This is a genomic window from Ensifer sp. LC384 (assembly GCF_001695865.1).
In the GTDB taxonomy this organism is placed as follows: Bacteria; Pseudomonadota; Alphaproteobacteria; order Rhizobiales; family Rhizobiaceae; genus Ensifer.
Map to the genome: position 1 here is coordinate 100,477 of NZ_MBST01000078.1, position 22,648 is coordinate 123,124.

At 61.7% G+C, this 22,648-nt stretch carries 21 protein-coding genes; 6 read left to right on the top strand and 15 right to left on the bottom strand.

The window, feature by feature from the left end:
• Entirely contained in the window at positions 1-900 is a 900-nt protein-coding gene (locus BC363_RS31105) for an ABC transporter permease (protein WP_065785130.1), read from the bottom strand.
• A 60-nt stretch (positions 901-960) separates the two neighbouring features.
• Positions 961-2,037 (bottom strand): ABC transporter ATP-binding protein, encoded by a 1,077-nt coding sequence (locus tag BC363_RS31110; protein ID WP_065785131.1) that lies wholly within the window; start codon positions 2,035-2,037, stop codon positions 961-963.
• 574 nt (positions 2,038-2,611) lie between these two features.
• Between BC363_RS31110 and BC363_RS31115 the strand changes: the two genes are divergently transcribed.
• Positions 2,612-3,622 (top strand): GntR family transcriptional regulator, encoded by a 1,011-nt coding sequence (locus BC363_RS31115; RefSeq protein WP_065785132.1) that lies wholly within the window; start codon positions 2,612-2,614, stop codon positions 3,620-3,622.
• A gap of 110 nt (positions 3,623-3,732) precedes the next feature.
• Here BC363_RS31115 and BC363_RS31120 read toward each other — a convergent pair whose 3' ends face one another.
• The 5 genes from BC363_RS31120 to BC363_RS31140 are packed head-to-tail and all read right to left on the bottom strand — an operon-like array spanning position 3,733 to position 7,986.
• Positions 3,733-4,704, bottom strand: coding sequence for a biotin-dependent carboxyltransferase family protein (locus BC363_RS31120; protein ID WP_065785133.1), 972 nt, complete (start codon positions 4,702-4,704; stop codon positions 3,733-3,735).
• Positions 4,694-5,569 carry a carboxyltransferase domain-containing protein gene (locus BC363_RS31125; protein ID WP_065785134.1) on the bottom strand — a complete coding sequence of 292 codons (876 nt, stop codon included), beginning with the start codon at positions 5,567-5,569 and terminating at the stop codon, positions 4,694-4,696. Before BC363_RS31125 ends, BC363_RS31120 begins: the two co-directional genes overlap by 11 nt.
• On the bottom strand, positions 5,569-6,954 hold the full coding sequence (locus tag BC363_RS31130) for an acetyl-CoA carboxylase biotin carboxylase subunit (RefSeq protein WP_065785135.1): 1,386 nt from the start codon (positions 6,952-6,954) through the stop codon (positions 5,569-5,571). Before BC363_RS31130 ends, BC363_RS31125 begins: the two co-directional genes overlap by 1 nt.
• Positions 6,951-7,193, bottom strand: a complete 243-nt coding sequence (locus tag BC363_RS31135) for an acetyl-CoA carboxylase (protein WP_065785136.1) — start codon at positions 7,191-7,193, stop codon at positions 6,951-6,953. Before BC363_RS31135 ends, BC363_RS31130 begins: the two co-directional genes overlap by 4 nt.
• 16 nt (positions 7,194-7,209) lie before the next feature.
• Positions 7,210-7,986, bottom strand: coding sequence for a 5-oxoprolinase subunit PxpA (locus BC363_RS31140; RefSeq protein ID WP_065785137.1), 777 nt, complete (start codon positions 7,984-7,986; stop codon positions 7,210-7,212).
• 286 nt (positions 7,987-8,272) lie between these two features.
• Here BC363_RS31140 and BC363_RS31145 point away from each other — a divergent pair, with 286 nt between their 5' ends.
• Positions 8,273-9,199, top strand: coding sequence for a LysR family transcriptional regulator (locus BC363_RS31145; protein ID WP_065785138.1), 927 nt, complete (start codon positions 8,273-8,275; stop codon positions 9,197-9,199).
• Between the two features lie 29 nt (positions 9,200-9,228).
• On the opposite strand, the gene proC is transcribed toward BC363_RS31145, so the two are convergent.
• Genes proC through BC363_RS36165 form a run of 3 tightly spaced genes read right to left on the bottom strand, consistent with a single transcriptional unit; the run spans position 9,229 to position 12,004 of the window.
• Entirely contained in the window at positions 9,229-10,050 is an 822-nt protein-coding gene (gene proC, locus BC363_RS31150) for a pyrroline-5-carboxylate reductase (protein WP_065785139.1), read from the bottom strand.
• 28 nt (positions 10,051-10,078) lie between these two features.
• Positions 10,079-11,611 (bottom strand): AMP-binding protein, encoded by a 1,533-nt coding sequence (locus BC363_RS31155; protein WP_065785140.1) that lies wholly within the window; start codon positions 11,609-11,611, stop codon positions 10,079-10,081.
• Between the two features lie 21 nt (positions 11,612-11,632).
• Positions 11,633-12,004: an ABC transporter permease subunit gene (locus tag BC363_RS36165; protein ID WP_083223596.1), complete on the bottom strand. Its 372-nt coding sequence runs from the start codon at positions 12,002-12,004 to the stop codon at positions 11,633-11,635.
• Between BC363_RS36165 and BC363_RS31165 the strand changes: the two genes are divergently transcribed.
• The gene (locus BC363_RS31165) at positions 11,887-12,348 is read left to right on the top strand and encodes an IclR family transcriptional regulator C-terminal domain-containing protein (protein WP_244519983.1); all 462 of its coding nucleotides are present in this window, start codon (positions 11,887-11,889) and stop codon (positions 12,346-12,348) included. The genes BC363_RS36165 and BC363_RS31165 overlap by 118 nt on opposite strands.
• A 28-nt stretch (positions 12,349-12,376) precedes the next feature.
• Here BC363_RS31165 and BC363_RS31170 read toward each other — a convergent pair whose 3' ends face one another.
• A complete protein-coding gene (locus BC363_RS31170; RefSeq protein ID WP_065785143.1) occupies positions 12,377-13,270 on the bottom strand; it encodes a LysR family transcriptional regulator in 894 nt (297 codons plus the stop codon).
• Positions 13,271-13,367: 97 nt separating this feature from the next.
• Between BC363_RS31170 and BC363_RS31175 the strand changes: the two genes are divergently transcribed.
• The 3 genes from BC363_RS31175 to BC363_RS31185 all read left to right on the top strand — a co-directional run bounded on the left by BC363_RS31175 (position 13,368) and on the right by BC363_RS31185 (position 16,312).
• On the top strand, positions 13,368-13,640 hold the full coding sequence (locus BC363_RS31175; protein WP_065785144.1) for an NAD(P)H-dependent oxidoreductase: 273 nt from the start codon (positions 13,368-13,370) through the stop codon (positions 13,638-13,640).
• Positions 13,641-13,788: 148 nt separating this feature from the next.
• Positions 13,789-14,817: an NADP-dependent oxidoreductase gene (locus tag BC363_RS31180; RefSeq protein WP_065785145.1), complete on the top strand. Its 1,029-nt coding sequence runs from the start codon at positions 13,789-13,791 to the stop codon at positions 14,815-14,817.
• A gap of 325 nt (positions 14,818-15,142) precedes the next feature.
• Positions 15,143-16,312, top strand: coding sequence for an amidohydrolase (locus tag BC363_RS31185; RefSeq protein ID WP_065785285.1), 1,170 nt, complete (start codon positions 15,143-15,145; stop codon positions 16,310-16,312).
• Between the two features lie 166 nt (positions 16,313-16,478).
• Here the strand turns inward: BC363_RS31185 and BC363_RS31190 are convergent, their stop codons facing one another.
• From BC363_RS31190 to repA, 4 genes are all read right to left on the bottom strand, one after another.
• Complete coding sequence (locus BC363_RS31190; protein WP_065785146.1) at positions 16,479-17,633, bottom strand: RHE_PE00001 family protein; 1,155 nt, start codon at positions 17,631-17,633, stop codon at positions 16,479-16,481.
• 1,221 nt (positions 17,634-18,854) lie between these two features.
• Complete coding sequence (repC, locus tag BC363_RS31195; protein WP_065785147.1) at positions 18,855-20,159, bottom strand: plasmid replication protein RepC; 1,305 nt, start codon at positions 20,157-20,159, stop codon at positions 18,855-18,857.
• A 155-nt stretch (positions 20,160-20,314) separates the two neighbouring features.
• Positions 20,315-21,319 carry a plasmid partitioning protein RepB gene (gene repB / locus BC363_RS31200; RefSeq protein ID WP_065785148.1) on the bottom strand — a complete coding sequence of 335 codons (1,005 nt, stop codon included), beginning with the start codon at positions 21,317-21,319 and terminating at the stop codon, positions 20,315-20,317.
• A gap of 3 nt (positions 21,320-21,322) precedes the next feature.
• On the bottom strand, positions 21,323-22,519 hold the full coding sequence (gene repA, locus BC363_RS31205) for a plasmid partitioning protein RepA (RefSeq protein WP_065785149.1): 1,197 nt from the start codon (positions 22,517-22,519) through the stop codon (positions 21,323-21,325).
• Positions 22,520-22,648 lie beyond the last annotated feature (129 nt).

Below are 22,648 nucleotides of genomic sequence, written 5' to 3' on the forward strand. Positions count from 1 at the left end.
TCAGAGCTCCTTCCTGAGATCGACGACCCTCAGGAGTGCGGCTACGACCGCGCCCATCAGGATTGTGAGGACGACGCCCGCGACCGCCGCGAAGGCCCATTTCAGCGAACCGACCTGGGTGACGATGATGTTTCCGAGCAGGTTGACCTTGCGGCCGGAGAGCGCGGCCGAAGTTGCGAATTCACCGAGAACCATGACCGAGACGAAGATCGCACCGACGACCACGCCCGGCATCGACAACGGCAGGATGATCGTGCGGAAGATGCGCCAGAAGCCGGCGCCGAGATCCTGGGCGGCCTCGATGATGGAGGTGTCGATGCGGCCGAGCATGAAGGCGATCGGGCCGACCATGAAGACGCAGTAGATCTGGGTCATGCCGATGATGACCGACAGTTCGGAAAACAGCAGCACTTCGATCGGGGCGTCGGTGATGCCGAGGTTCATCAGGATCATGTTGATCGCACCCTCCTTGCCGAGCATCGGCCGCCAGGCAAGGACGCGGATCAGGAACGACGTCCAGAAGGGGATGACGCAAAGCACCAGAAGCACCGTCTGCAGCGCCTTGTTCTTGACGAACAGCCCGACGAAAAGAGCAGCGGGATAGCCGACCAGCACGGTGGCGACGAGAACGATCAGCCAGATGCGCACCGTCGTCCACAAGGCACCCAGATAGGTGTCGCTGGTGAAGAAGGTGATCCAGCTTTTCAGCGTCAGTGTCGGCTCGATCGTGAAGGTCGTCTGCGTCCAGAAGGACACGTAGACCATCATCAGGATGGGCAGGACGAGGAAGAGGGTCATCCAGATGACACCGGGGGCAAGCAGCCAAAGCGCCTTTCCCGGTGATTTCTTCTCGGCGACGGTCTCTGTTTCCGTCTGCTCCGCAACGGCCATCATGCTCATCTCTCATTCTCCGGGCGGGAACGGTGCGGCGCCTCGGCGCCGGGTTTTGCAAAAGCGGTTTCAGGCATAGACAAGGGCATCCTCCCGCTTCCAAACGAGCGCGTAGCGGCCCTGTTCGGCATAGGTCTCGGGCGCTGCGTGGCTGAGATGGCTTTCGACCTCGAAAACCCGGCCGTCATCGAGCGCGAAGAAGGAATTGACCGCGGCACCGGAATATTCGCTGGCGACGAAATTCGCCTCGATCCGGATCTCATCCTCAGTGATGGCGGCGTCGCGCGGCCTGACGGAAACCCGGTCGTAGCGGATCGCATAGGCGGGCGACGCCGAGCGCGCCGTCACCGCGGGGCCAAGCGCAAACCGGCCGACGCCGCCGACGAAGGCGCCGCCTTCGATCCGCCCTGGAAAGAGGTTGTAGCAATTGAGAAAGCGGGCAACGGCCGGCGACGCCGGGCGATTGTAGACGGTGTCGGAATCCGCCGATTGGGCGATGCGGCCGCTTTCCAGCACCAGCACGGTGTCGCCCATGGCCAAAGCCTCGGCCTCACTGCCGGTGACATGTAGGAAGGTGACGCCGCAGCGCTCCCGGATTGCCCTGAGTTCCGCCCGCATCCGGGCGCGCAGATTGGCGTCGAGCGCGCCGAGCGGCTCATCGAGAAGCACCATGCGCGGTTCGGTGACAAGCGTGCGCGCCAGGGCGACGCGCTGGCGCTGGCCGCCGGAGATCTGCGTGACCGCGCGACCTTCGAGACCGGAAAGGCCGACGAGGCTGATGATGTCGCGCACCTTGGCGTCGACGACACGCCGGTCGGTCACCGGCTCGACATCCCTGTTTTCCAGGCCGAAGGCGATGTTTTGGGCGACGGAAAGATGCGGGAAGAGCGCGAAGTTCTGGAAGACGAAGCCGATGCCGCGCTTATGCGGCGCCATAGTGTCGATGCGCTTGCCATCAAACAGGATCGCGCCGCCATCCGGTTGTTCGAAACCGGCAATGACCCTTAAGAGCGTCGTCTTGCCGGATCCGCTCGGCCCGAGAAGCGAGATATAGGCGTCTCCGGGCAAAGCGAGATCGATGCCGTTGAGCGCGCGCATGTCGCCGTAGGTTTTGGTGATGTTCTTGAGCTGAAGGACCGTCGACATTGGTTTCCTGCCAGTTTGCCGTCCAGACACCCACCACCCAAAGCTTCGCCTTCGCCGGAGCCGAGGAGGCATCCGAACGGACATGCGATTGCGTTCGCGCATGGTCACATGCGCGTCGGGGATGAAGGTCCTTTGCGGTTCAAAAAATAAGTTCCACCTGCACGCTTCTTCTGAGCGCTTGCATGTCACGAACAATGACATGAATGATTTTTGTATGCAATAGACTTTTATTCGTCTTTTAGGTCGTCGCGAAATGCGCCATCACGCACTCGCGCGCTACTGACGCCGTTCCAGATCACAAGGCGCATCCCTTGGCCGGGAACACCGTGCAATCCGGGGCATCAATCAACTCCGCCCTTCCGTGTAGCAGCAGGAGGGCAGCGACCAATTCATCGCCGATTCCGTCATCCGACGTTCTGCATTCCGCTCTTCGACACCAAATGCGATGAGCAAACGCACATTTAATTTGCCAACTGGTATGCAAAATGCATTTATTTTCAGCTGTCACATTCCCCGGCAAGTGGCGTAAAGAAAGAGGACGAAGTTGCCAGCCAAACGGAAGACACCCGATCGCATGAGCGAGCCACGCCTCGGCCAGAATACCCAGCGCCGCTACGAAATTGCCGAGGACGTTCTGCGCAGCAATATCGCCGATGGCATTCTGCCGCCCGGACTTGTCCTGCTCGAGGGGCCGATTGCCGAGATCCTGCAGATATCGCGCGCGCCGGTTCAGCGGGCGCTGTTGCAATTGGAAAGCGACGGCCTCGTCCACCGCTTCAAGGGGCGCGGCTATCTCGTCGGGCCGCCGGGCCGCGCGATCGAGCCCAACCGGACCGACATCAAGTCGCTCGGGCTCACCATCCCGCAACATGCCGACGAAGCGCTGCAAAGCCGCTCGTCCTGGGAGCGCATCTACACCGAAATCGAGAACGACGTCGCCGGCTGCGTGATCTTCGGTCAGTACCGCATCATCGAAAACGAACTCGCCAACCACTTCAGCGTCAGCCGCACGGTGGTGCGCGACGTGCTCACCCGGTTGCGCGAGCGCGGGCTGGTGCGCAAGAACCAAAGTTCGCACTGGATTGCCGGCCCGCTGACGGCCCAGACCGTCAAGGACCATTTCATGCTGCGCCGGCTGCTTGAGCCGCAGGCGCTTGCGCTTGGCGCCAGCCGTATCGACCGGGACCGGCTTGCCGCCCTGTTCAACCGGCTCAGCGAGCTCGACAGCGCGCAATCGGCGGACGCCTGGCAAGACCTCGAGGACATCCGCACGCAGTTTACCGAGTGCTGCGTGCTGGCCTTGCCGAACGAACGGCTGCGCGAACTGATCCGCAACAACCTGCTGCCGGTGACGGCGACCGAGCGGCTGCTGCGCCAGCTCGGCCTGCCCGGCGACCCGGCGGTGATTGCGGAAATCCGACTGATCGTGGAGCTGATGACGCGCGGTGCGACCGCGGCGGCGGCGGCGATGCTGGAGAACCACATCGACGCCTCGATGAACCGGACGATCGCGCAGATGAAGATCGTCGCGATCATTCCAGGCCCGAGCGTCACCGCCGCCTATCTGACGCGCGTCGTCGAATAGGTAAAAACGCCCGGCATCGTTGCATAGCCGGCTCAGGTGGCTGAGCGCGGCTGTTGGTCCCTTATCCTTTTGCCCGCGCTTCATCTTGCCCTCCGTTTCCCCGGACCCCGTCAGCGCAGCGCTGTGCGCAGCGCTTCCAGCCGGGCGTTTTCCTCAGCCCTCGCCGCCAGCGCCTCGTCCATTGTCACCTCGACGAACCGCGTCGGCGTATGCGGCTGCATCTGCCCGATCAGGTCCATGTCGGCCGAAATCACGGTTCCGAGCATGAAGTAGCCGCCGCCCGACACCGCATCGCGATGCAGGATGATCGGCTCGGTTCCGCCGGGAACCTGGATCGAGCCGTAGGGGTAACAACTGTCGACGATGTTGGACGGGTCGGAACCGGCACCGAACGGTTGCTCACGTTCGATGAAGGAGAGTTTACGGCCGCCGCGAAAGCGGTAGCCCATGCGATCCGCTTCGGGCGCCACCTTCCATTCGTCGGCAAAGAAGCTCTGCTTCGCCTCATCGGCCAGACGATCCCAGTAGAGACCGGGCAGGACACGCAGCGCCGCGGGCGCCGCCGGCAGGCGCCGCAGTTGCGCGCCGACCGAGCGGCCTTCTCCCGAACCGTTGCCGGCACCGACCGGCAGTTCGTCGCCGGCCGCAAGCGGCCGGCCCTTGTAGCCGCCAAGCGCGCCGATCGGGTAGGTCGAGCGGCTGCCGAGTGCCAACGGCACATCGATGCCACCGGCAACGGCGATGTAGATGCGGGCGCCAGCTTTGAGGAAATCGAAGGTCAGGGTCTGCCCGGCGCGAACAGGAAAAGCCGTCCACCCCGCCTGCTCCACCCCATCGACCTTCGCCGGCATGTCCGCTCCGGTGACGGCAACCACCGTGTCTTCGGTAAATTCCAGCTTGGGCCCGAGGAACACCGCCTCCAGGCCGCCCGCGCCCTCGTCGTTTCCAACCAGCAGATTGGCGGCGCGCATCGCAAAGCGATCCATCGCCCCGCCGAGCGGAATGCCGAGATGGAAGTAACCGGGACGGCCAAGGTCCTGGACGGTGGTCGCAAGACCGTGATGCAGCACCTTAATGGCCATTGATCATGCCCTCCAGCCGGGTGTTGTAGCCAGTGATATCCTTCTGGAATTCGCGCAGGTCGAAGCTGACCTCGCGAACCGGCGGGCTGAAGCGCCCCTTGTCGACATCCTCGACCGCCTGATCATAGGCATCGCGGTCGATCGGTTTGAATTTGACGATATCGCCCGGCCGGAAGAACACCATGAAATCGCGGAGATAGCTGGTGGTCTGGGTCGGATCGAAGATCGGCATCGGCGTGATGCCGAACATCTGGTAGCCGCCGGCACCGCGCACCGAATAGATGCAGCCGAAGCAGCCGCCATGGCCGACGGTTAGCCGTGGCGTGTCCGTTCGTGGGCGGAGATACTTCGGCACCTGGATCTGCCGTTGCCGTTCGACCATCTGGTACATGAACGGCAGGCCGGCAACGAATCCAACCATCGATACGAACCACGGCGATCCGGAATGGGCGGCGACGAAATCGTCGACGTCGCCGTAACCGTTGATCCGGGTGGCATAATCGAGATCGGTCCCTGATGGCTCCTGGTGGCGTTCGCGAAAGCGCATCAGCGTCTCGTGCGTCCAGGGGTCGTTGTAAAAGACCGGAATTTCGACGATGCGGGTGCGGATGACAGGCTCGGACCGCTCGGCCGCGCCCTCGATCGCCCGGACTTCCCTCAGCACATCATCGGGCTTGATCAGGTCCGGATCGAACTTGATCTGGAAGGACGCATTGCCCGGGCAGATTTCGGTAATGCCCTTGATGCCGCTCTGCTTGACGCCGTTGGCCATCGAGAGGCTCTTGAAGAAGGCTTCCAACGACATCTCGTCGCTGCACTCGACGAACAGGTGTTCGTCGCCTCCGAACGTGTATCGTGTCGGCATCACGCGACCTCCGCGGCACGGCCGCCATCGGCGGCAAATTCAGTTTCAAGCCATGTCTCGAGAAAGCGGGTATGGAAGGCACCCGTGGCGATCTGCCGGTCTGCAGCCAACGCCCGATGCAACGGGATCGTCGTCGGCACGCCTTCGATCTTCAGCTGCGCCAGCGCCTGCGAGAGACGGACCAGACAGGCCGCCCGGTCCTCACCCCAAACGATCAGCTTGCCGAGCAGCGAATCGTAGAACGGTGGGATGACGTAGCCCTCGTAGAGCATCGTATCGAAACGGATGCCCTTGCCCTCGGGCACCTCGAGCCGTTCGATCCTGCCCGGCGCCGGCATAAACCCACGCGCAGGATCCTCGGCATTGATCCGGCATTCGATGGCATGGCCCTTGACGGCGATGTCGGCCTGGCGAACCGAGAGCGAGGCGCCGGCGGCAATGCGGAACATCTCCTCGACCAGATCGATGCCGGTGATCATTTCGGTCACCGGATGCTCCACCTGAATACGGGTGTTGACCTCGATGAAATAGAATTGGCGGGTCTCGTCGTCGTAAAGGTATTCCACCGTGCCCGCCCCGCGGTAGCCGACGGAGCGCGCCAGGGCGACGGCACTGTCGCAGAGTTTCTGCCGCACTTCAGGCGGAAGCAGGAACGATGGCGCCTCTTCCCAAACCTTCTGCCGGCGCCGCTGCAGCGAGCATTCGCGCTCGAAGCAATGCACGACATTGTTGCCGTCACCGAGAATCTGGACCTCAACGTGGCGGGCGCGGGTGATGACCTTTTCCAGATAGAGGCCGCCATCGCCGAAGGATGCCAGCGCCTCGGCGGATGCCTGGGGAAACTGGGTCTCCAGCTCGGCCGCAGTGTTGACGATGCGGATGCCGCGGCCACCGCCGCCGGCTGCCGCCTTGATCATCACCGGAAAGCCGGTGCGCTCGGTCACCTCAAGTGCCTCGGCCAGGCTGGAAATCCGGCCGTCACTGCCCGGCACCGTCGGCACGCCGGCCTTCTCAGCGACGGCGCGGGCGGCAACCTTGTCGCCCAACAGGCGGATCGCATCGCCGGACGGGCCGATGAAGATGAGGCCGGCGGCGACCACCGCATCGGCGAAATCGCCGTTCTCCGACAGAAAACCATAACCCGGATGAACAGCATCGACATTGGCGCGCTTGGCAGCCGAGATCACCGCCGCGATGTCGAGATAGGACTTCTTCGGCGCCGGCGGTCCGATCTCGATCGCCTCGTCGGCGAGCTTGACCGCCAGCATGTCGGCGTCGGCGGCACTGTAGACCTGGACGGTGCGGATACCGAGTGCCTTGGCGGCGCGGATGATGCGGACGGCGATTTCGCCGCGATTGGCAACGAGAACCGAACGGATCGTCATTGGTCGACCTCGGCGATCACCTGGCCGGCCATCACGGGCTCTTCGTTGTCGACGAGAAAGCGGATGCTGCCGCCGGCCACGCCGGCCTGGATCTCCTGAAAGGTCTTCATGACCTCGATCAGGCCGATGGCGTCGTTGGAGGTAACGGCATCGCCATCCGATTTGAAGGGCGGGACATCCGGAGCAGACGAGCGATAGAAGGTTCCTGGAAGGGGCGATCGGATTTCGTGCTTGCTCATGGTTGCCTCCGCTATGTTATTTGGTTTTGACCTGCGAGACGGGAGCGATGCGGATGCCCTCGGCACTCAGCGCCTCCCGCATGAGGCGCACGATATCGAGCGCGCCCAGCGTATCGGAATGAAAACAGATGGATTCGAACGGGACCTCGACATCGGCGCCGGTGACCGTGCGCACGCGCCCTTCCCGACAGGCGCGAACGACCTTGCGCGCGATTGCCGTGGCATCCGGCCGGCCGGCATCCCGGGTAAACACGATCGAGCCGCTATCGTCATAGTCGCGATCGGCATAGAACTCGCGGATAACCGGTTGGCCAACCTCCTCGGCGGCAAGCTCTGTCGCCGATCCGGCCATGCAGAAAACAAAGGCGTTCGGCGCGACCGTTCGCATATATTGCATGAAGATCTGGGAGAGTTCGCGATTGACCGCCATCTCCATGTAGAGCGCACCGTGCGGCTTCACATGCTGCAAGGGCGCGCCGTGACGGCGGGCGAATTCGCGGATTGCGCCGACCTGGTAGACGATATCGTTGACAAGCTCGCGGGCGGTGCCCGCGATCTTGCGGCGGCCGAAACCCTGCAGATCGCGATAGCCGGGATGGGCGCCGATGCCGACGCCGTGTTCGGCCGCGAGCCGAACCGTTTCATCCATCAGGTTGGGATCGCCGCCATGGAAGCCGGCAGCGATATTGGCAGAACTGATCAGCGGCATCAGTGCCGCATCGTCGGTGTCGCCGATGCGCCAGCGGCCGAACGCTTCTCCCATGTCGCAATTGATGTCGACGACGTCGAGCAATGCCTCATCCCTCTGTTGCAGGTCGCTCTCCTGGAGATTGCTCTCCCGGCAACCCTGACCTCCAGAGAACGCTAGGGCGAAACAGAGCATTTGAAAAATTCTATTTTCACATGTCATGTATCTGAATTTCAGAATTCGCAGTTGCAAAAAACTCCAGCAAAAATTAGCGTCTTTAGAGTGGTTTACGCTGCAATGCCTGAGGGATGACCAGTTGGCTGCTCAAAGACGCGGCAGACTTTCTGATTTTCTCAGTCAAAGTATAAAAAAATCAGATGGGAGATGCGCCATGTCGATCAGCCTTCGCCAGCTTCGCTATTTCGTCGCAACGGCGGAACTCGGCCAGATATCGCAGGCGGCGGTCGATCTTTCGATCTCCCAGTCTGCGGTGACCACGGCGATCAAGGAGCTGGAGCGCATCGTCGGCGCCAATCTGTTCCTGCGCACGCCAAGCGGCATGGACCTGACGATGGCAGGACGGCAGTTCCTGTCGCACGCCTACGAGATCCTGAAGAAGGTGGACGAGGCGACCCACTTGAACGTCGTCAGCAGCGCCGTCGAAGGCACGCTGGCGATCGCCGCCACCTATACCGTCATCGGCTATTTCCTGCCGCAGCACATCGAGCGGCTGCGGCGCCTGTTTCCGAAACTCGAGCTGCAGCTGTTCGAACTCAAGCGGGAATCGATCGAGGAGGGCCTGCTCACCAACCGCTACGACATGGCGGTGCTTTTGACCTCGAACATCCTCAACCCGGCACTGACGACGGAAAAGCTCATGAGCTCGACGCGCCGGCTCTGGGTGCCGGCCCAGCATCCGCTGCTTCAGCGCGACAGCGTCGGCTTTCGCGAGATCTCGGAGGAGCCCTACATCATGCTGACGGTCGACGAGGCGGCGCATTCTTCGTTGAAATACTGGAGCACGTCGACCTACCAGCCGCGCGTCATTCTGCGAACGTCGTCGGTCGAGGCGGTGCGCTCGCTGGTCGCCAACGGCCAGGGCGTGGCCATTCTGTCCGACATGGTACACCGCCCCTGGTCGCTCGAGGGCCGGCGCATCGAGACGATCAACGTGCGTGACCCCGTCCCGGCCATGGATGTCGGCCTGGCCTGGCGGCGTGGCGCGGAATTCACGCCGCCGATGCAGGCGCTGCGGTCCTATTTCCAGCAGACCTTTCATATTCCGGGTGTGCGTGACGCGTCGTTTACTGCACCCTGACGCTGCACGAACCGCGCGTTGCGCCGCGATCAGCCGGTCGCGGCGAGTTCCAACGCCCGGCGATGCGCAGCCGCGGCGGCCCGCTTCACCAGATCGGCCAAGCCTGGCTCGGCCGTGAGCACTTCGAGGGCAGCAGCCGTGGTGCCGTTCGGGCTGGTCACCTGCTGGCGCAATTCTGCCGGAGAAAACGCGCTTGTCGCCGCGAGAGCGGCGGCGCCATTGACCGTCTGCTTTGCCAGGGCAAGAGCGGTCTCCGCCGGTAGGCCGACAGCAACTCCCGCGTCGGTCAAACACTCGATAAAATGAAAGAGATAGGCCGGCCCCGAACCGGATATCGCCGTTGCCGCATCGACAAGCCTCTCCTCCGCCAGCCAATGAACACTGCCGACGGCCGCCAAGAGATCTGTCACATAGCCTGCTTGCACTTCGCCGGTTTGGACGTTGCCAAAGGCGGCAGTCACCCCCATGCCGATGGACGCCGGCATGTTTGGCATGGTGCGCACGATCGCGGTCGCGCCCAGTGTGGCCTCGAAGGTCGAGATCGGCACGCCTGCGGCGATGCTGACGAATACGGCGGTGCCACTGAACCGGCGGTATGCCGCAAGCATCGAGCCGACGATCTGCGGCTTGACCGCGACAACGACGGCGCGCGGCTGCAGCCCCTCCGGCAGGTCGGACGCATCGGCATAAACCTCTGCGCCACGAGCGGCAGCGCGACGGCGAAGAGGTTCCGCCGGCTCGACCACGTGAATGCGGCTCGCAGGAAGACCGGCCCGCTCGAGCCAGCCTTCGAGCAGGGCGAAGCCCATGTTGCCGCAGCCGACAAGCAGGATGTCTCCGGACTGTTGCATCTGCGCGTCTCCTCTCATTGGTGACGGTTCATTGCCGCGCCAGCCGGTCCCAGCAATTGTCGAGACCGGCGGGCAGCCGGTGTTTCATGATGCGCTGACTCGGCGTGCGCTCGAAGTCGTCGACAACGGCAATGTAGCGCGGGTTCTGGTAGGGCGCGAGTCGATGCGCCAGCCATCCCGACAGGTCGATCGGATCGATGGCGCTGCCCGGCTTGGGCTTGACGAAGAGCTTGATGTCCTGCTCGCCGACGTCGGCGGCGACGCCGATCATGGCGCAATCCTCGACCGCCGGGTAGGCGGCGGCAACATGCTCGACTTCCCAAGCGGAAACGTTCTCGCCTTTGCACCGGACGCTGTCGGTGAGCCGGCCGTGGAACCAGAGATTACCGTCGGCATCGAAGGAACCGGAATCGCCCGTGTGAAGCGCGCCGCTGCGAAGGGTCTTTTCCGTCGCCTCCGGATTGCGCAGATATCCCTTGAACAAAGCACCCTCCAGCGAGGAACGCACGACGATCTCGCCCTTGTCACCAGCCGGTACCGGCTCGCCCTTTTCGTTGAGGATATCGACCGAGAACCAGGGCATCGGCCGCCCGACGGCGCCGACGACACCGGTGGCGTTGCAGGTGGTGATGCTGGAGGCCTCCGTCATGCCGTAGCACTCGCGCATCTCGACGCCGAAGCGCTCCTTGAACAGCGGCCAGACCTCCTTCGGGCAACCGCCGCCCCAGGCAACGCGGACCGGATGCTTGCGGTCGAGTTCGCTTTCCGGCTGCTTCAGCAGGATCTGCAGGATGCCGCCGAGATAGTGGATGTGGGTGGCGCCGTAGCTGCGCACCTGGTCCCAGAAGCGGCTGGCGCTGAACCGGTCGACCATGGCGAGCGACAGGTCCTCGATGATCGGCAGCACGATGAGCTGCGCGCCACCGATATGGTAGAGCGGCTCCCAGACGAAGAAGACATCGCCCGGGCCCGCCACCGAAAGGGTGCGCACCGCCTCGCCGGCGAGGCGGATCATGCCGTGGGTGACCAGCACGCCCTTCGGCCGGCCTGTCGTCCCGGAAGTGTACATGATCGCAAACAGATCGTCGGCGGCAGGCGGCCCTTCGGCAAAGGCAGCACCCGACGACAGGATCGCCTCAAGCGACCCCGGGCCGGCTTGCCCGCCGGCGAGAACCAGCCCGCCGGCAGGCAAAGCGGCACCGCTTTCGGCGATGGTTTCTGCCAGCTCGGCGTCGCAGATGACGGCGCCCGGCTCGCAATGTTCCAGGATGTAGAGCAGGCCCTCGCCGCGCAGTTGCGCATTGAGCGGCACCCAGACGACACCGGCCTTGGCAAGGCCGAACAGGACGGCAAGCGAGACGGGCGAATTGCGCATCATGACGGCGACGCGATCGCCGGCTTTCAGCCCACGCTGGCGGAGATCCGCGGCAAGCGCGCCCGACATCGCGTCGAGGGTCGCAAAGGTGATCGGCTCGCCGTTGAAACGGGCGAACACCTGCTCCGGTTTGCGGGCAGCCTTGGTCGTGAAGCTTCCGAGGAAGCCTTCGAGAGATACGGTCATGGGAGGATCTCGGATGGTGTGTCAGGAGGAGCGGCGGAGTTTTTCCGCCGCCAGGAGAAGTGTTGTCACGACGATGAAGACGACGACCGAAACCGCCGCGAGCGTCGGGTTGAGCTGAAGGATCATGTCATCCCACATCTGCTTCGGCAGGGTCGTCTTGATGCCGCCGCTGACGAAGATCGCCACCGTCAGCTCATCGAACGACGTGATGAAGGCAAACAGGAACGCCGCAGCACCCGGAAGCGAAAGCGGGAAATAGACGAGCCAGAAGCCCTTTGCAGGCGTCGCGCCCAGCGTCCCCGACGCCTGCGTCAGCCGGCGATCGATGCCGGTCATCACGGGCAGCATGGTCAGAATGGCAAGCGGAACCATGGCATGGATCATCCCGATCATCACGCCGAGTTCGTTGTGCACTGCCGGAGGAGGTCGCGCACGCGATCCTGGAAAAGTCGGATCTCTACCCGTTTACGCCCCACACGACATGGGACATCGACGCGTTGAAGAAAAAGCTGAAGCAGTCCGCGACCAAGGGCTACGCCACCGCATTCGAGGAGTACTTCCACGGCGACCTGTCGATCGCAGCACCAGTGCTGGATGCCAACGGCACGCCCTACGGGGCGATCAACATCGCCGTGTCGCGCAGTCGCTACACGCCGGAAGAAACGGAAGAGCGGTTCGCCTCGCTGGTGACCGCGGCGGCACGTTCGATCTCGCTGGTTGGCGGCGCCCGAAGATAGCTGTTCGACAGGGGCAATTGGCCGCGCCCTACGCGATGCCCCGTGCCTCGTGCATGATGATTTCTCCCAACCGGCGGGCACCCGGTCCCGCACCGTCCGGATCGGGATAGACCAGATACATCGCCCCCCAGCGCTCCGCCCCTTCCCTAAGCGGCAAGGGCTTGAGCTGGCCTGCGGCCAGTTCTTCGCGGATCCAGTCTTCCGGATACCAGGCAAAGCCCATGCCCATGCAGGCGGCGCGGATGGATGTCGATTTGTGGCTGACGGTGAGCCTCTGCTCGGTCACGTCCCAGACACCATGGCGCACCCGTTGAAGCCCGCTGTCGCGGATGACGAGATGGCGGTGCCCCTTCAAATCCTCCATCGCCAACTCGCGACCGATCTGATGCAGCGGATGGAACGGGGCGGCCGCGACGATTGCCCGATAGCGCATCAGTACCTCGCCCCTATGGCCTGCCGGAAGAGTATCGGCGCAGATGGCAAGGTCGACGGCGCCTGAGAGCAACAGTTCGTCCGTGCCGCCCATGACCGTTTCGAAGAACTCGATGCGCGTCTCCGGGTATTCGGCCCCGAACTGATCCAGACAGCGCAGCAGGAGCCAGGTGGGAAATAGCCCCTCGACCGCGAGGCGGAGTTCCTGCTCCTGACCCTTGGCGAGGTTCCTCGCCGCCCGCTCAAGCCTCAGCGCTTCATCGACGAGCGATTTGCCGCGCCGGTAGAGAACATGGCCCTGGCGCGTGAGCAGGGCCTTGCGGCCCTCGATCTCGAACACCGAAACACCCAGACGCTCCTCAATCTGCCGGATCGCGTAGCTGATCGTCGATTGCGATTTGTGCAGCGCTTCGGCCGCCTGTGCGAAGCCTCCGGCCTCCACGACCGCGACCAGCGCCTTCCATTGATCCAGGGAAATACGTGGCAACATACATCTATCCATTCGATCATTTTGAGCGAAAAATCGAACTTTTTTATCGATTCACTGGCTGGTTGTATAGCTGTCATACAGCAGACAGGAGATCGCCATGCATGTTCTCGTCGTAACAGCCGATCCGGGCAACCGCTCCTTCGCAGCGTCACTGGCAGAGCGCTACCTGGCAGGCATGCAAAGCCATGCCACGCCGGCCGTCGAACGAGCCGATCTGTTTGGCGAGGCTTTCGACCCTCGGATGGCGGAAGCAGATCTGGCGCTCTATCGCAGCGAGGGATCGGCCCATCTGCGCAACCTCGCGACCGCCTTACTGCATAATTCCTTAAATCGGATCCGATTTAAGGACAAAATTATGCAGCGAGTTTAAAGCCTTACAGCGTCCTTTGCGCGTCATATTTGACGCGCGGCGCTGTAGAACTCGGGCAAGGGCTCGGCGCAGGATACAGCACCCGCATTCGCACCACGGCTTCCTGATCCTCCTTCCCCAATCAACCTCCCTCACGAAAGGAATGACAATGAGCACCACCACGCGCGAAATCCGCCTGAAGAGCCGGCCGCATGGCCTGCCGACCCCCGATAATTTTGATCTTGTCGAGACGACATTGGCAGCGCCCTCGCCCGGCCAGCTGCTTGTGCGAAACACCTGGATGTCGGTCGACCCCTATATGCGTGGCCGCATGGTCGATCGCGAAACCTATATCCCTCCCTTCAAGCTCGGCGAAGCGCTGGAAGGTGCCGCCGTCGGCGTCGTCGAACGTTCGAACGATCCGGCATTTTCCATTGGTGATCGGGTGGTGCATTTCTCCGGCTGGCGCGATCACGCCATCGTCACAGCAAGTGGCGCAACCAGGATCACCGGCACGGACATCGCGCCGCAGACCTATCTGAGCGCACTCGGCTTTCCCGGTCTCACCGCCTATGCCGGGCTCATGCGGATCGCCGAGGTCAAGGCGGGCGAAACGATCTTCGTTTCCGCGGCGAGCGGCGCGGTCGGCAGCATCGTCGCCCAGATCGCCAAGAGCAAAGGCTTGCGTGTCGTTGCCTCGGTTGGTTCAGCCGACAAGGCGAAGTGGCTCATCGACGAGGTCGGCGTCGACGCCGTCATCAACTACCGCGAAACGCCGGATCTGGTTGCGGCGCTGGCGCAGGCGGCCCCGGAAGGCATCGACATCTACTTCGACAATGTCGGCGGCAACCATCTGGAAGCCGCGCTAGCGATCGCCAATGTCAATGCGCGGTTTGTGCTCTGCGGAATGATCTCCGGTTACAATGCCGAACAGCCGCAGTCAGGGCCATCGAACATCTTCGCCGCCATCGAAAAACGCATTCGTTTGCAAGGTCTCATCGGCGCCGACCATTTCGACCTGTCGGCGGATTTCAATCGCGATATGATCGGCTGGCTGAAAGCAGGACAGGTCAAGATCCGCGAAACCGTGGCCGATGGCCTCGAAAATGCGCCGTCCGCCTTCATCGACCTCTTCAAGGGCGCAAACCACGGCAAGATGCTGGTGCGCCTGACGACGGACGCCGCCTTGTCAAGGTAATGCAAAGTCCGGAGGTTCGCCGTGTTGCCGCCTGTCCTCCAGGGCGGTGGAGAACGTCGACCGACCGGCAGGCGGCACCAGCCGCTCTACTGCCTGTTTCCTTAAATCCTATCCGATTTAAGGATGAAAACATGCAGCATGCAAAGTGCTACAGCGACCTTTGCGCGTCTGGTACGACGCGCGGCGCTGTAGCGACGCGAACATCTCCCGTCTTTTGTATTTTCGTAGCTGGACACAGCCGGAGCGCGCCTTCACATTCCCTGCCAATATCAAAGCTCGATCGGCGGCGCGCCGCGGGCAAACTTTCTGCTGTGGGATGTTGGGCATGTTTTTGAATGGTGGCGAACTGGACGAGATCATCACGTTTCGGCGCGAGCTTCACCGCAAGCCGGAGCTTTCGGGCGAAGAGATCGAGACAGCCGCGATGGTGACACGGGCGCTGCAGTCGAGCGAACCGGACGCGATCGTCACCGGCCTGGGCGGGCACGGGGTTGCTGCCATCTATCAGGGAGTGGCCGACGGTCCGACGGTGATGATCCGCGCCGAACTCGACGCGTTGCCGATCGAGGAGCTTTCCACCGTACCCCACCGATCCGAAATCGCCGGCAAGGGACATCTCTGCGGACATGACGGCCACACGGCAATCCTGATGGCTCTGGCCAAAGGGCTCGCCCACAAAAGGCCGGCACGCGGACGGGCGATCCTGCTGTTCCAACCCGCCGAAGAGAACGGCGCCGGTGCCGCGGCCGTATTGGCCGACCCGAAATTCGCGGCGCTGAAGCCGGACTTCGTGTTCTCGCTGCATAATTTTCCCGGCCTGCCGCTCGGTCACGTCGCCTTGGCCGAAGGGCCGGTCAATTGCGCGTCGCGCGGCATGAAGATCACGCTCTCCGGCAAGACGGCACATGCGTCCTGCCCCGAAGACGGCATAGCGCCGACTTTCGCCATGGCCCACCTCCTGGCTGATCTGACCGGGCTTGGCAGCGGTGGCTCACTGGATGCTGATTTCACCCTCGTTACCGTTACCCATGCCCGCCTCGGCGAACCCGCCTTCGGCATCAGCCCCGGCCATGCCGAGATCTGGGCAACACTGCGGACCCTGACCGACGACCGTATGGGCGACCTGATGCAGCGCGCCGAAGTGTTGGTCCACAAACACGTGACCGCAAGTCGGCTCACGCCGTCAATCAGCTACGAAGACATCTTCCATCATTGCAGCAATGCACCGTTGGCCGTCGACGAACTGCGTCGCGCCCTTCGCGAGGAAGGGATCAGCCAGGATGCGGGCCCGACGGCGCTGCCGATGAAAGCGTCGGAAGATTTCGGCCTCTTTGGCCGTGTCGCCCCCTCGGCCATGTTTTTTCTCGGGGCAGGTGAGAACCACCCTCGCCTGCACAATCCGGACTACGACTTTCCCGACGCGCTGATCGAGGTGGGCGCGCGCGCTTTCATGCGAACGATCCGTAACCTGCTGGGCTACTGCATAATTCCTTAAATCGGAAACGATTTAAGGAGAGAATTATGCAACAGATTTCAAGCGTTACAGCGTCCTTTGCGCGTCATATTTGACGCTCGGCACAGGTTGAGTCGCATCGCCAAGTGGCGCAACGCGCGACGGCGCATTGGCAGCGTATCTGTCAATCGCCTCAGTGCGCGACCGGCTACAATATGCCCCAGCCGCGGTAACGCCCCCTGCCCGTCATTTCCTTGGCCCCGAGTTCCCGAACCAGATTGAGTGCACCCCGTTGGGTGACGCCGACATGGCGTGCCACCAGTCCGGCGGAAACGATCGGCCGGGACAGCAGAAGCTCGATCAGGCTTGGCAGGCTGCTGTTTGAACGACGGTCGCGCACGCGCATTTCCATCTGGGTCTTGGCAAGAAACAGTCGATCCAGTTCCTTGAGGCCGAGTTCGCCAGTCAGAGCCAGCGCCTCCAGAAACGCCCTAAGCCGCACCTCCTGATCCTTCGCTCGACGCCGCTCGTGGCGGATTGTCTTCAGGCCGGTATGGAAGCAGAGCAAATGCGACGTCACCTTGCCGCGCGCGCGCAGGTAGGCGCCAACGAGCAATCCGCCCAGCCAATGCTGCCTGCGAAGCGGCTCGATCTGCTCCCAGGCATCGAAGAGGATCGCGGCACCGAGACAGGCCGGCAGTCGATCCGCCGTCGAGATCAAGGATCGCCACGCGTCGAGCCGCGCGCCCTCGTCCCATTCGTCATCGAAAAGCAACCCCAGTTGCCCCTTGGGCTCTGAGGCGGACGGGCGCTCCAGCCCGCCAAACCCACTGTCGCCGAACTCACCGGTTTGTTCATCCAGCAAACGCTGCGATCGCGCGATCGCCGCGTCGATCTCCGCGAACTCGAGGGAAAGCGGGTTGTCGTCGTCATCGCCGTCACCGACGACATCGTCCTCATCCGCAGCCCCGGACGAAACGTCCCGGTCGATCTCCGTGGGTGGTGTCTCTCCACCCCCTTGCTCTCCGCGAAGGACAGCGAGGCCGGCGGTCGACAGCGCCCAATCCGGGTCAGAAAGCCAGATCCTCCGGCGGGCGCGCAAGACTGCGTGCGCAATCGTCAACTCATGCGTCGGCGCACGGGCGTCCATATGCGCGTCATGCAGCACCAGGTCCTCGACATGAACCAACTCGCCGGCGACCCAGAGGGCACCGGCCGCATCGAAGAACTGACCACGCTCGCGAAAGCCCTCGGCAACGGGATGGCGACCGGCGCGCTCATCCAGCCGCGCAAGGCGATCTTCAACTTCGATCGTCGCGGAAAACAGCGTCTGCAGGAGCAAATCCGGGATGTCGTATCGCATTACAATCACACGCTATTTCTGGCAAACGGAAGAAAACACATGCTTTCCTTCCGACACATGAGAGGTGTCGTTTTAGCGGATACCGCGGTGATTGTCGTCGGGTTTCTGCATCGGTCAATACGGAGGAGCAAACTGGCCTTCTCCGCGTGTCAACTGAGCGCGAATTGGGCGCGAATCGACGAAATTGACCATGCCATTGTACGCTCTTGAAGGCCATTCGCAACGCATGAAGGCCAGCGTCACCAACATAGCAACGTTTCCTTTCCATTCCGATAACAGGCCGAAAGGCAACCGCGAAGTCTTTTAGACGTCGAAGACCATAGTCAGGACAGGCAGCATCGCGACCAGGACAACACGTCCTGGAAGAAGCCATAACCCGCATGGCATCGTAGGTCGGGGTGCCGACCGAGGCCCACGTGTTGACAGCTGTCAACCAGCATCGATGCTGCAATTGGATACTAGCCTTGGCGATGCCACCGTCACTGCACCCGCCCTCCACGACAGCGCCGCGCGTCAAACATGATGCGCTAAGGACGCTGTAACACTTTAAACTTGCTGCATAGTTCCTTAATTCGATTCCGATTTAAGGAACTATGCAGTGGCCGACCGAAGAAGGGCATACCCAGGCGCGCTTCTGTTGACAGCTGTCAACTCAGCGCCCGATGCTCCGCATCGCATCGCGCAATTTGACAAGAACAACTGCCACTTTGCATGCTCTGCGGAGAGATGGTCGGTCCCTGCAAGAGTTGCCGTTCGGCGAAGGTTGCTGGTTGGACGAGGATTAAAACGTCACGCAGTTAAGCCGCTATTTTGTTGCTCCAAGCGGGGAAACGCGGTGGAGGAAATTATCGGCCATTTGGCTTGCACTACATTATTGACACTCGCCAGGAACAACGGCTTGCCGGGATCACCCTGTCCTCACCACAGGCAGGCAAATCCAAGAATGTCTATCGTGGTAATCAACGCTGATCGACGCGCCGTGCTTCGCTCTCCCCCGGCGGAGCTCGGCATCAGTCCGCCTCGCTGCATCTCACTCGGCGTTAATTGCTGACGGATGCGCGCAGCCAAGCGCAGTTGACAGCTGTCAACGTCCGTCGAAACAGTCGAGTTGTCCTACAGCGCCGCGCGTCTTATCAGACGCGCAAAGGTCGCTGTAGCACTTTGAATTGCTGCATGTTTTTGTCCATAAATGGACTACGATTTATGGAAACATGCAGTAGGTCAGCTGGCTAACGCAAGATCCCCGGTATTGGCTCGCAACAGCGCCATGATCATGGGTCCAACTGCAAATTCCTGCCGAAGAGACCGCCGTGTCAGATCCCGTAGGTAACCACCGGCGGACGTGATGTACGGCGAGCGCTGCAGAATACATGCGAGCACGGCTGCGGCCACTTCTGGACCGAGTACCCTGCAGGCTTCATCATGCGCTCCCTGGCTGACATTGAGCATCGAGCGGACCACAACGGCAGCCAGCATCAGATCGCGCCAGGACTGCACCTTACCGCCCGGACCATAATCGACGATGTCAGGGCAAGCTTTCAGCACGGTCGAGAGCGGGAAAGCTTGGGTAGATTGACGCATTTCACCCGGCATCAGCTTCGGCATTTCTGCTCGAGAGGCAGCATCCGTTGTAATTGCCTCCCGATGATTTGGCTGCACAACGGGGACACTGCTGCTCCGGCTCGTGCTCAAACTCGCCACCGCTTCACTTCCAAAGCCCGGTTCAGATTCAGTAGAAGAGTCTGGATGTGAACTCTGTATGTGGCAACCATTTTGGCTATCATTGGTGGCCGTTTTCGAAAGATTTAGCTGTTTTTCCAATTGGTTGAGCACTTCCACGCGCAAGGCGTCGAGCTGCTTGAGCACAGGCTCGATTTCAGCAAGTCCAGGCTTTCTTGGAAGAATGTCGACGGCGAGCAGATAACGACTTTGAAAGTCACTCCAGTCAGAAGTTCCATCGGTTTCACGCAGCACGTCGATGAGTTTGGTTAGATCGCGACGACAAAGGCTGAGACGCTCGCGAGCGAGTTGCGCCTCCTGACGGGCCAGTGCGACTGCGGCTGCGGCCGTTTGCAGTTCATGGGCGCGTGCAAGCAGCGGCGACAGATCGAACCCGAAGGCATCGCCGATCGAGCCCTTGCTGTCCCTGCGTGCATAACGCTTGCCATTGGGACTATCCTTGCGAAGGATGAGGCCCGCGTCCACCAATGCTGCCAGATGCCGGCGCAGCGTCGTGCCCGCCATCCCATGGGTGCGCAGCGCGAGTTGGTTGTTTGACGGGAATACCACCAAACCTTTGCCGGAGGTCAGCTCCACCTTCGGGTAGAAGCTGAGCAGCGCATTCAGCACGGCTAAGGCCCGATCGGACACGCCGACGACAGCCTTTGCTTCGCAGACGGTACGAAACAGTTTCCATTTATCGATCTGCTGATGCGAATCGATTTCGCTCGCGGTGACTTGGCTTGCGAACATGCCAAGCGTCATCGCGCGCCGCCCAAAGGGCGTCGTCACATTTCCACGCTCCATCTCTCTTCACCTTTTCAAAGGCAAAAGAAGTCCGTTCGCCGAAACGACGCTAAAAACGCTTGACAGTGATTCGCGGAAATGGGATTCTCTAGTTGCTACACGAGAGAAGGGTTTCCGCAGCGCTAGTCGTTCGGAAGCCTTTTTCTTTTGCTCTGTTAGTCTCCTGTTTCCTCTTGAAATTCGAGGTACAGAGATTTGAGCCTCTGCCTCACGAAATCTGCAAAACCCGGCGCGGCCTTCTTGCTGAAGGAAAGCGTGGTTTCGCTGTTTGTTTCTCGGATGCGCACGGGGCGCGTATCATCCGGCGCTACCCAAGCGACCGCCTGGCTCCCGGCCTTGACGGTGCTCAGGAAGGAAAACAGCGTCTCAAACCGTTGATCGCTCTCCCGGGCTCGAAATTCGGAACGACGCACGAACTCATGGGCCCCGGCGAGCTTGTCATCGTTTGCCATGAAATCAGCGAGTTCCGTCCAGCGCCGCCGCCCGATGGAGGGTGCGGCGCCGATCGCCTCAATAACGACGACCGGCAGCCGGCGGACAATGGCAATCATCTTCGACAGGGCCGCCTTGTCGACGCCCAGCGCCGACATGATGACATCACGCGAGAATTCGCGGTCTTCGAGACGGGTGGCGAACAGCGACCGCTCGATGAAGGACAAGTCCGTGCGGGCGTTGTTTTCCTGCCCTTGCGAGATCACCAGCTGTTCGTCGCTGAGGTCACGAACGACAGCCCTGACTTTGCTGCCAAGCTCACGCGTGGCGGCAAGACGACGGTGACCGTAAGCGACCTGGTAGCGCCCGTCTTCGCTTGGATGGGGTCGAACCAGGATAGGCACCTGTTGTCCGTGATCCCGGATCTGTTGAAGAAGCGACTGCTCGGCGTCGGCTGCGACGCCAAGGCGATCTGCGACGAAGGAAGCATCGACGAGCGCTGGATCGAGCTCGATAATTGCCAGGCCCTCGGCGAGCTGGCGTTCCAGCTCCTGAGCGCGCTCCACTTTCTGCGTAATATTTGACAGGGATCGAGTGATGCCGCCGATCGGGCTCAATGGCCGTTGGCCGGGATTGAGACCAACGATTGGCCGTCCGGCAAGCGGACGATCATCCTCGCCGTTTGTGGCATGGCTGTCTGAAACACCGATCAGGTTCTTGCGGGCCAAGGCTTACTTCCTTTCCCACACTTTGCGCAGGAGTTCCTCGATCTCGCCATTGACGAGCGTCAGGGAATCCATCGCGCGGTCGTAGGTGCCGCGGACAAATTGCGAGCGTTCCACCTCATAGAGTGTTTGCTTTGTCACGCCGGCGTCGGACACGGCCGTCGATTTGACCATGGCGTTGTGCAGCATGCGATTGCCGAAGATCGACCGCATGAAACCGGTCATCTGGCTTTGCGGGCCGTCATTCGGCTCGAACCGGGTCACGAGGTAGCGCATCCAGTCGTAGCTCGTGCGGCCGCCGGCATTCTCGACGACGCGCATCAACTCGCTGGTCATTGAGAGAAACTGGGACATGGACATGACGTCGAGCATCTGCGGGTGCACGGTGATCAGCACCGATGTCGCCGCGCACAGCGCCGACATGGTGAGAAAGCCGAGCTGCGGCGGGCAATCGATGATGACGATGTCGTAAAAGCTCTCGATATCGGCAAGCACATCGCCGATACGCGCGAAAAACATGGTTTCCGCCGAGCCACTGGTCATGGCCTTCGGCGTTTCGTGCTCGAACTCCATGAGTTCGAGGTTGCCGGGGATCAGATGCAGGTTGGGCAGATGGGTGGAACGGACAATCTCTGCGATCGGTCGCGGGTTTTCGTAGCGAATGGCGCCGTAGAGCGTTTCCGCTTCGCCGACGTCCATCTCTGGCTGATGACCGAACAGGGCCGAAAGCGACGCCTGCGGGTCGAGATCGATCGCCAGCGTCCGGTAGCCTCGAAGCGCGAGATATTGTGCAAGATGCGCCGAGGTCGTCGTCTTCGCCGATCCGCCCTTGAAGTTCATCACCGAGATGACCTGCAGCCTCTCGTCGCCGCGACGATGCGGAATGTATTTTCCCGACTTGCCGCCTTCGTCCAGAACGCGGCGAATGCGCTCGATGTCAGAGATCGCATACATGCGGCGCCCGTTTGACAACGGCTCGGGGCCATGACCCTCCGATGCGATCTGGCGTAAGTAGCCTTCCGCGATCCCGATGAAGGCTGCCGCCTCAGCTGGGCTGAAAAGGCGTAATGTCTTTTGTGCTTGCGGCGGGAAGATTTTCTTCTGATGCTGCTGGAGTTGGTGCGCGAGTTCCAAGGCATCGGCAGCCAGGAGCGTTGGCAAATGCTCCTGCACATCGAGGCCCTGAATTTTCTGCTGCAACATCGAGTTCTCCAAAAACTGCGCAAAAATTGTCATATTGGGGCAATATGCGCAGATGCACTATGATCCGATTCGGCGTGAATGTACAAATGGATAGCCGAACGGCTGTCTTGTCGCCTCGATGAGCGGGGA

Coding starts and splice junctions, on each gene's coding strand:
- BC363_RS31105 (WP_065785130.1), bottom strand. CDS start 900: ATGAGCATGATGGCCGTTGCGGAGCAGACGGAAACAGAGACCGTCGCC.
- BC363_RS31110 (WP_065785131.1), bottom strand. CDS start 2,037: ATGTCGACGGTCCTTCAGCTCAAGAACATCACCAAAACCTACGGCGAC.
- BC363_RS31115 (WP_065785132.1), top strand. CDS start 2,612: ATGAGCGAGCCACGCCTCGGCCAGAATACCCAGCGCCGCTACGAAATT.
- BC363_RS31120 (WP_065785133.1), bottom strand. CDS start 4,704: ATGGCCATTAAGGTGCTGCATCACGGTCTTGCGACCACCGTCCAGGAC.
- BC363_RS31125 (WP_065785134.1), bottom strand. CDS start 5,569: ATGCCGACACGATACACGTTCGGAGGCGACGAACACCTGTTCGTCGAG.
- BC363_RS31130 (WP_065785135.1), bottom strand. CDS start 6,954: ATGACGATCCGTTCGGTTCTCGTTGCCAATCGCGGCGAAATCGCCGTC.
- BC363_RS31135 (WP_065785136.1), bottom strand. CDS start 7,193: ATGAGCAAGCACGAAATCCGATCGCCCCTTCCAGGAACCTTCTATCGC.
- BC363_RS31145 (WP_065785138.1), top strand. CDS start 8,273: ATGTCGATCAGCCTTCGCCAGCTTCGCTATTTCGTCGCAACGGCGGAA.
- proC (WP_065785139.1), bottom strand. CDS start 10,050: ATGCAACAGTCCGGAGACATCCTGCTTGTCGGCTGCGGCAACATGGGC.
- BC363_RS31155 (WP_065785140.1), bottom strand. CDS start 11,611: ATGACCGTATCTCTCGAAGGCTTCCTCGGAAGCTTCACGACCAAGGCT.
- BC363_RS36165 (WP_083223596.1), bottom strand. CDS start 12,004: ATGATCGGGATGATCCATGCCATGGTTCCGCTTGCCATTCTGACCATG.
- BC363_RS31170 (WP_065785143.1), bottom strand. CDS start 13,270: ATGTTGCCACGTATTTCCCTGGATCAATGGAAGGCGCTGGTCGCGGTC.
- BC363_RS31175 (WP_065785144.1), top strand. CDS start 13,368: ATGCATGTTCTCGTCGTAACAGCCGATCCGGGCAACCGCTCCTTCGCA.
- BC363_RS31180 (WP_065785145.1), top strand. CDS start 13,789: ATGAGCACCACCACGCGCGAAATCCGCCTGAAGAGCCGGCCGCATGGC.
- BC363_RS31185 (WP_065785285.1), top strand. CDS start 15,143: ATGTTTTTGAATGGTGGCGAACTGGACGAGATCATCACGTTTCGGCGC.
- BC363_RS31190 (WP_065785146.1), bottom strand. CDS start 17,633: ATGCGATACGACATCCCGGATTTGCTCCTGCAGACGCTGTTTTCCGCG.
- repC (WP_065785147.1), bottom strand. CDS start 20,159: ATGGAGCGTGGAAATGTGACGACGCCCTTTGGGCGGCGCGCGATGACG.
- repA (WP_065785149.1), bottom strand. CDS start 22,519: ATGTTGCAGCAGAAAATTCAGGGCCTCGATGTGCAGGAGCATTTGCCA.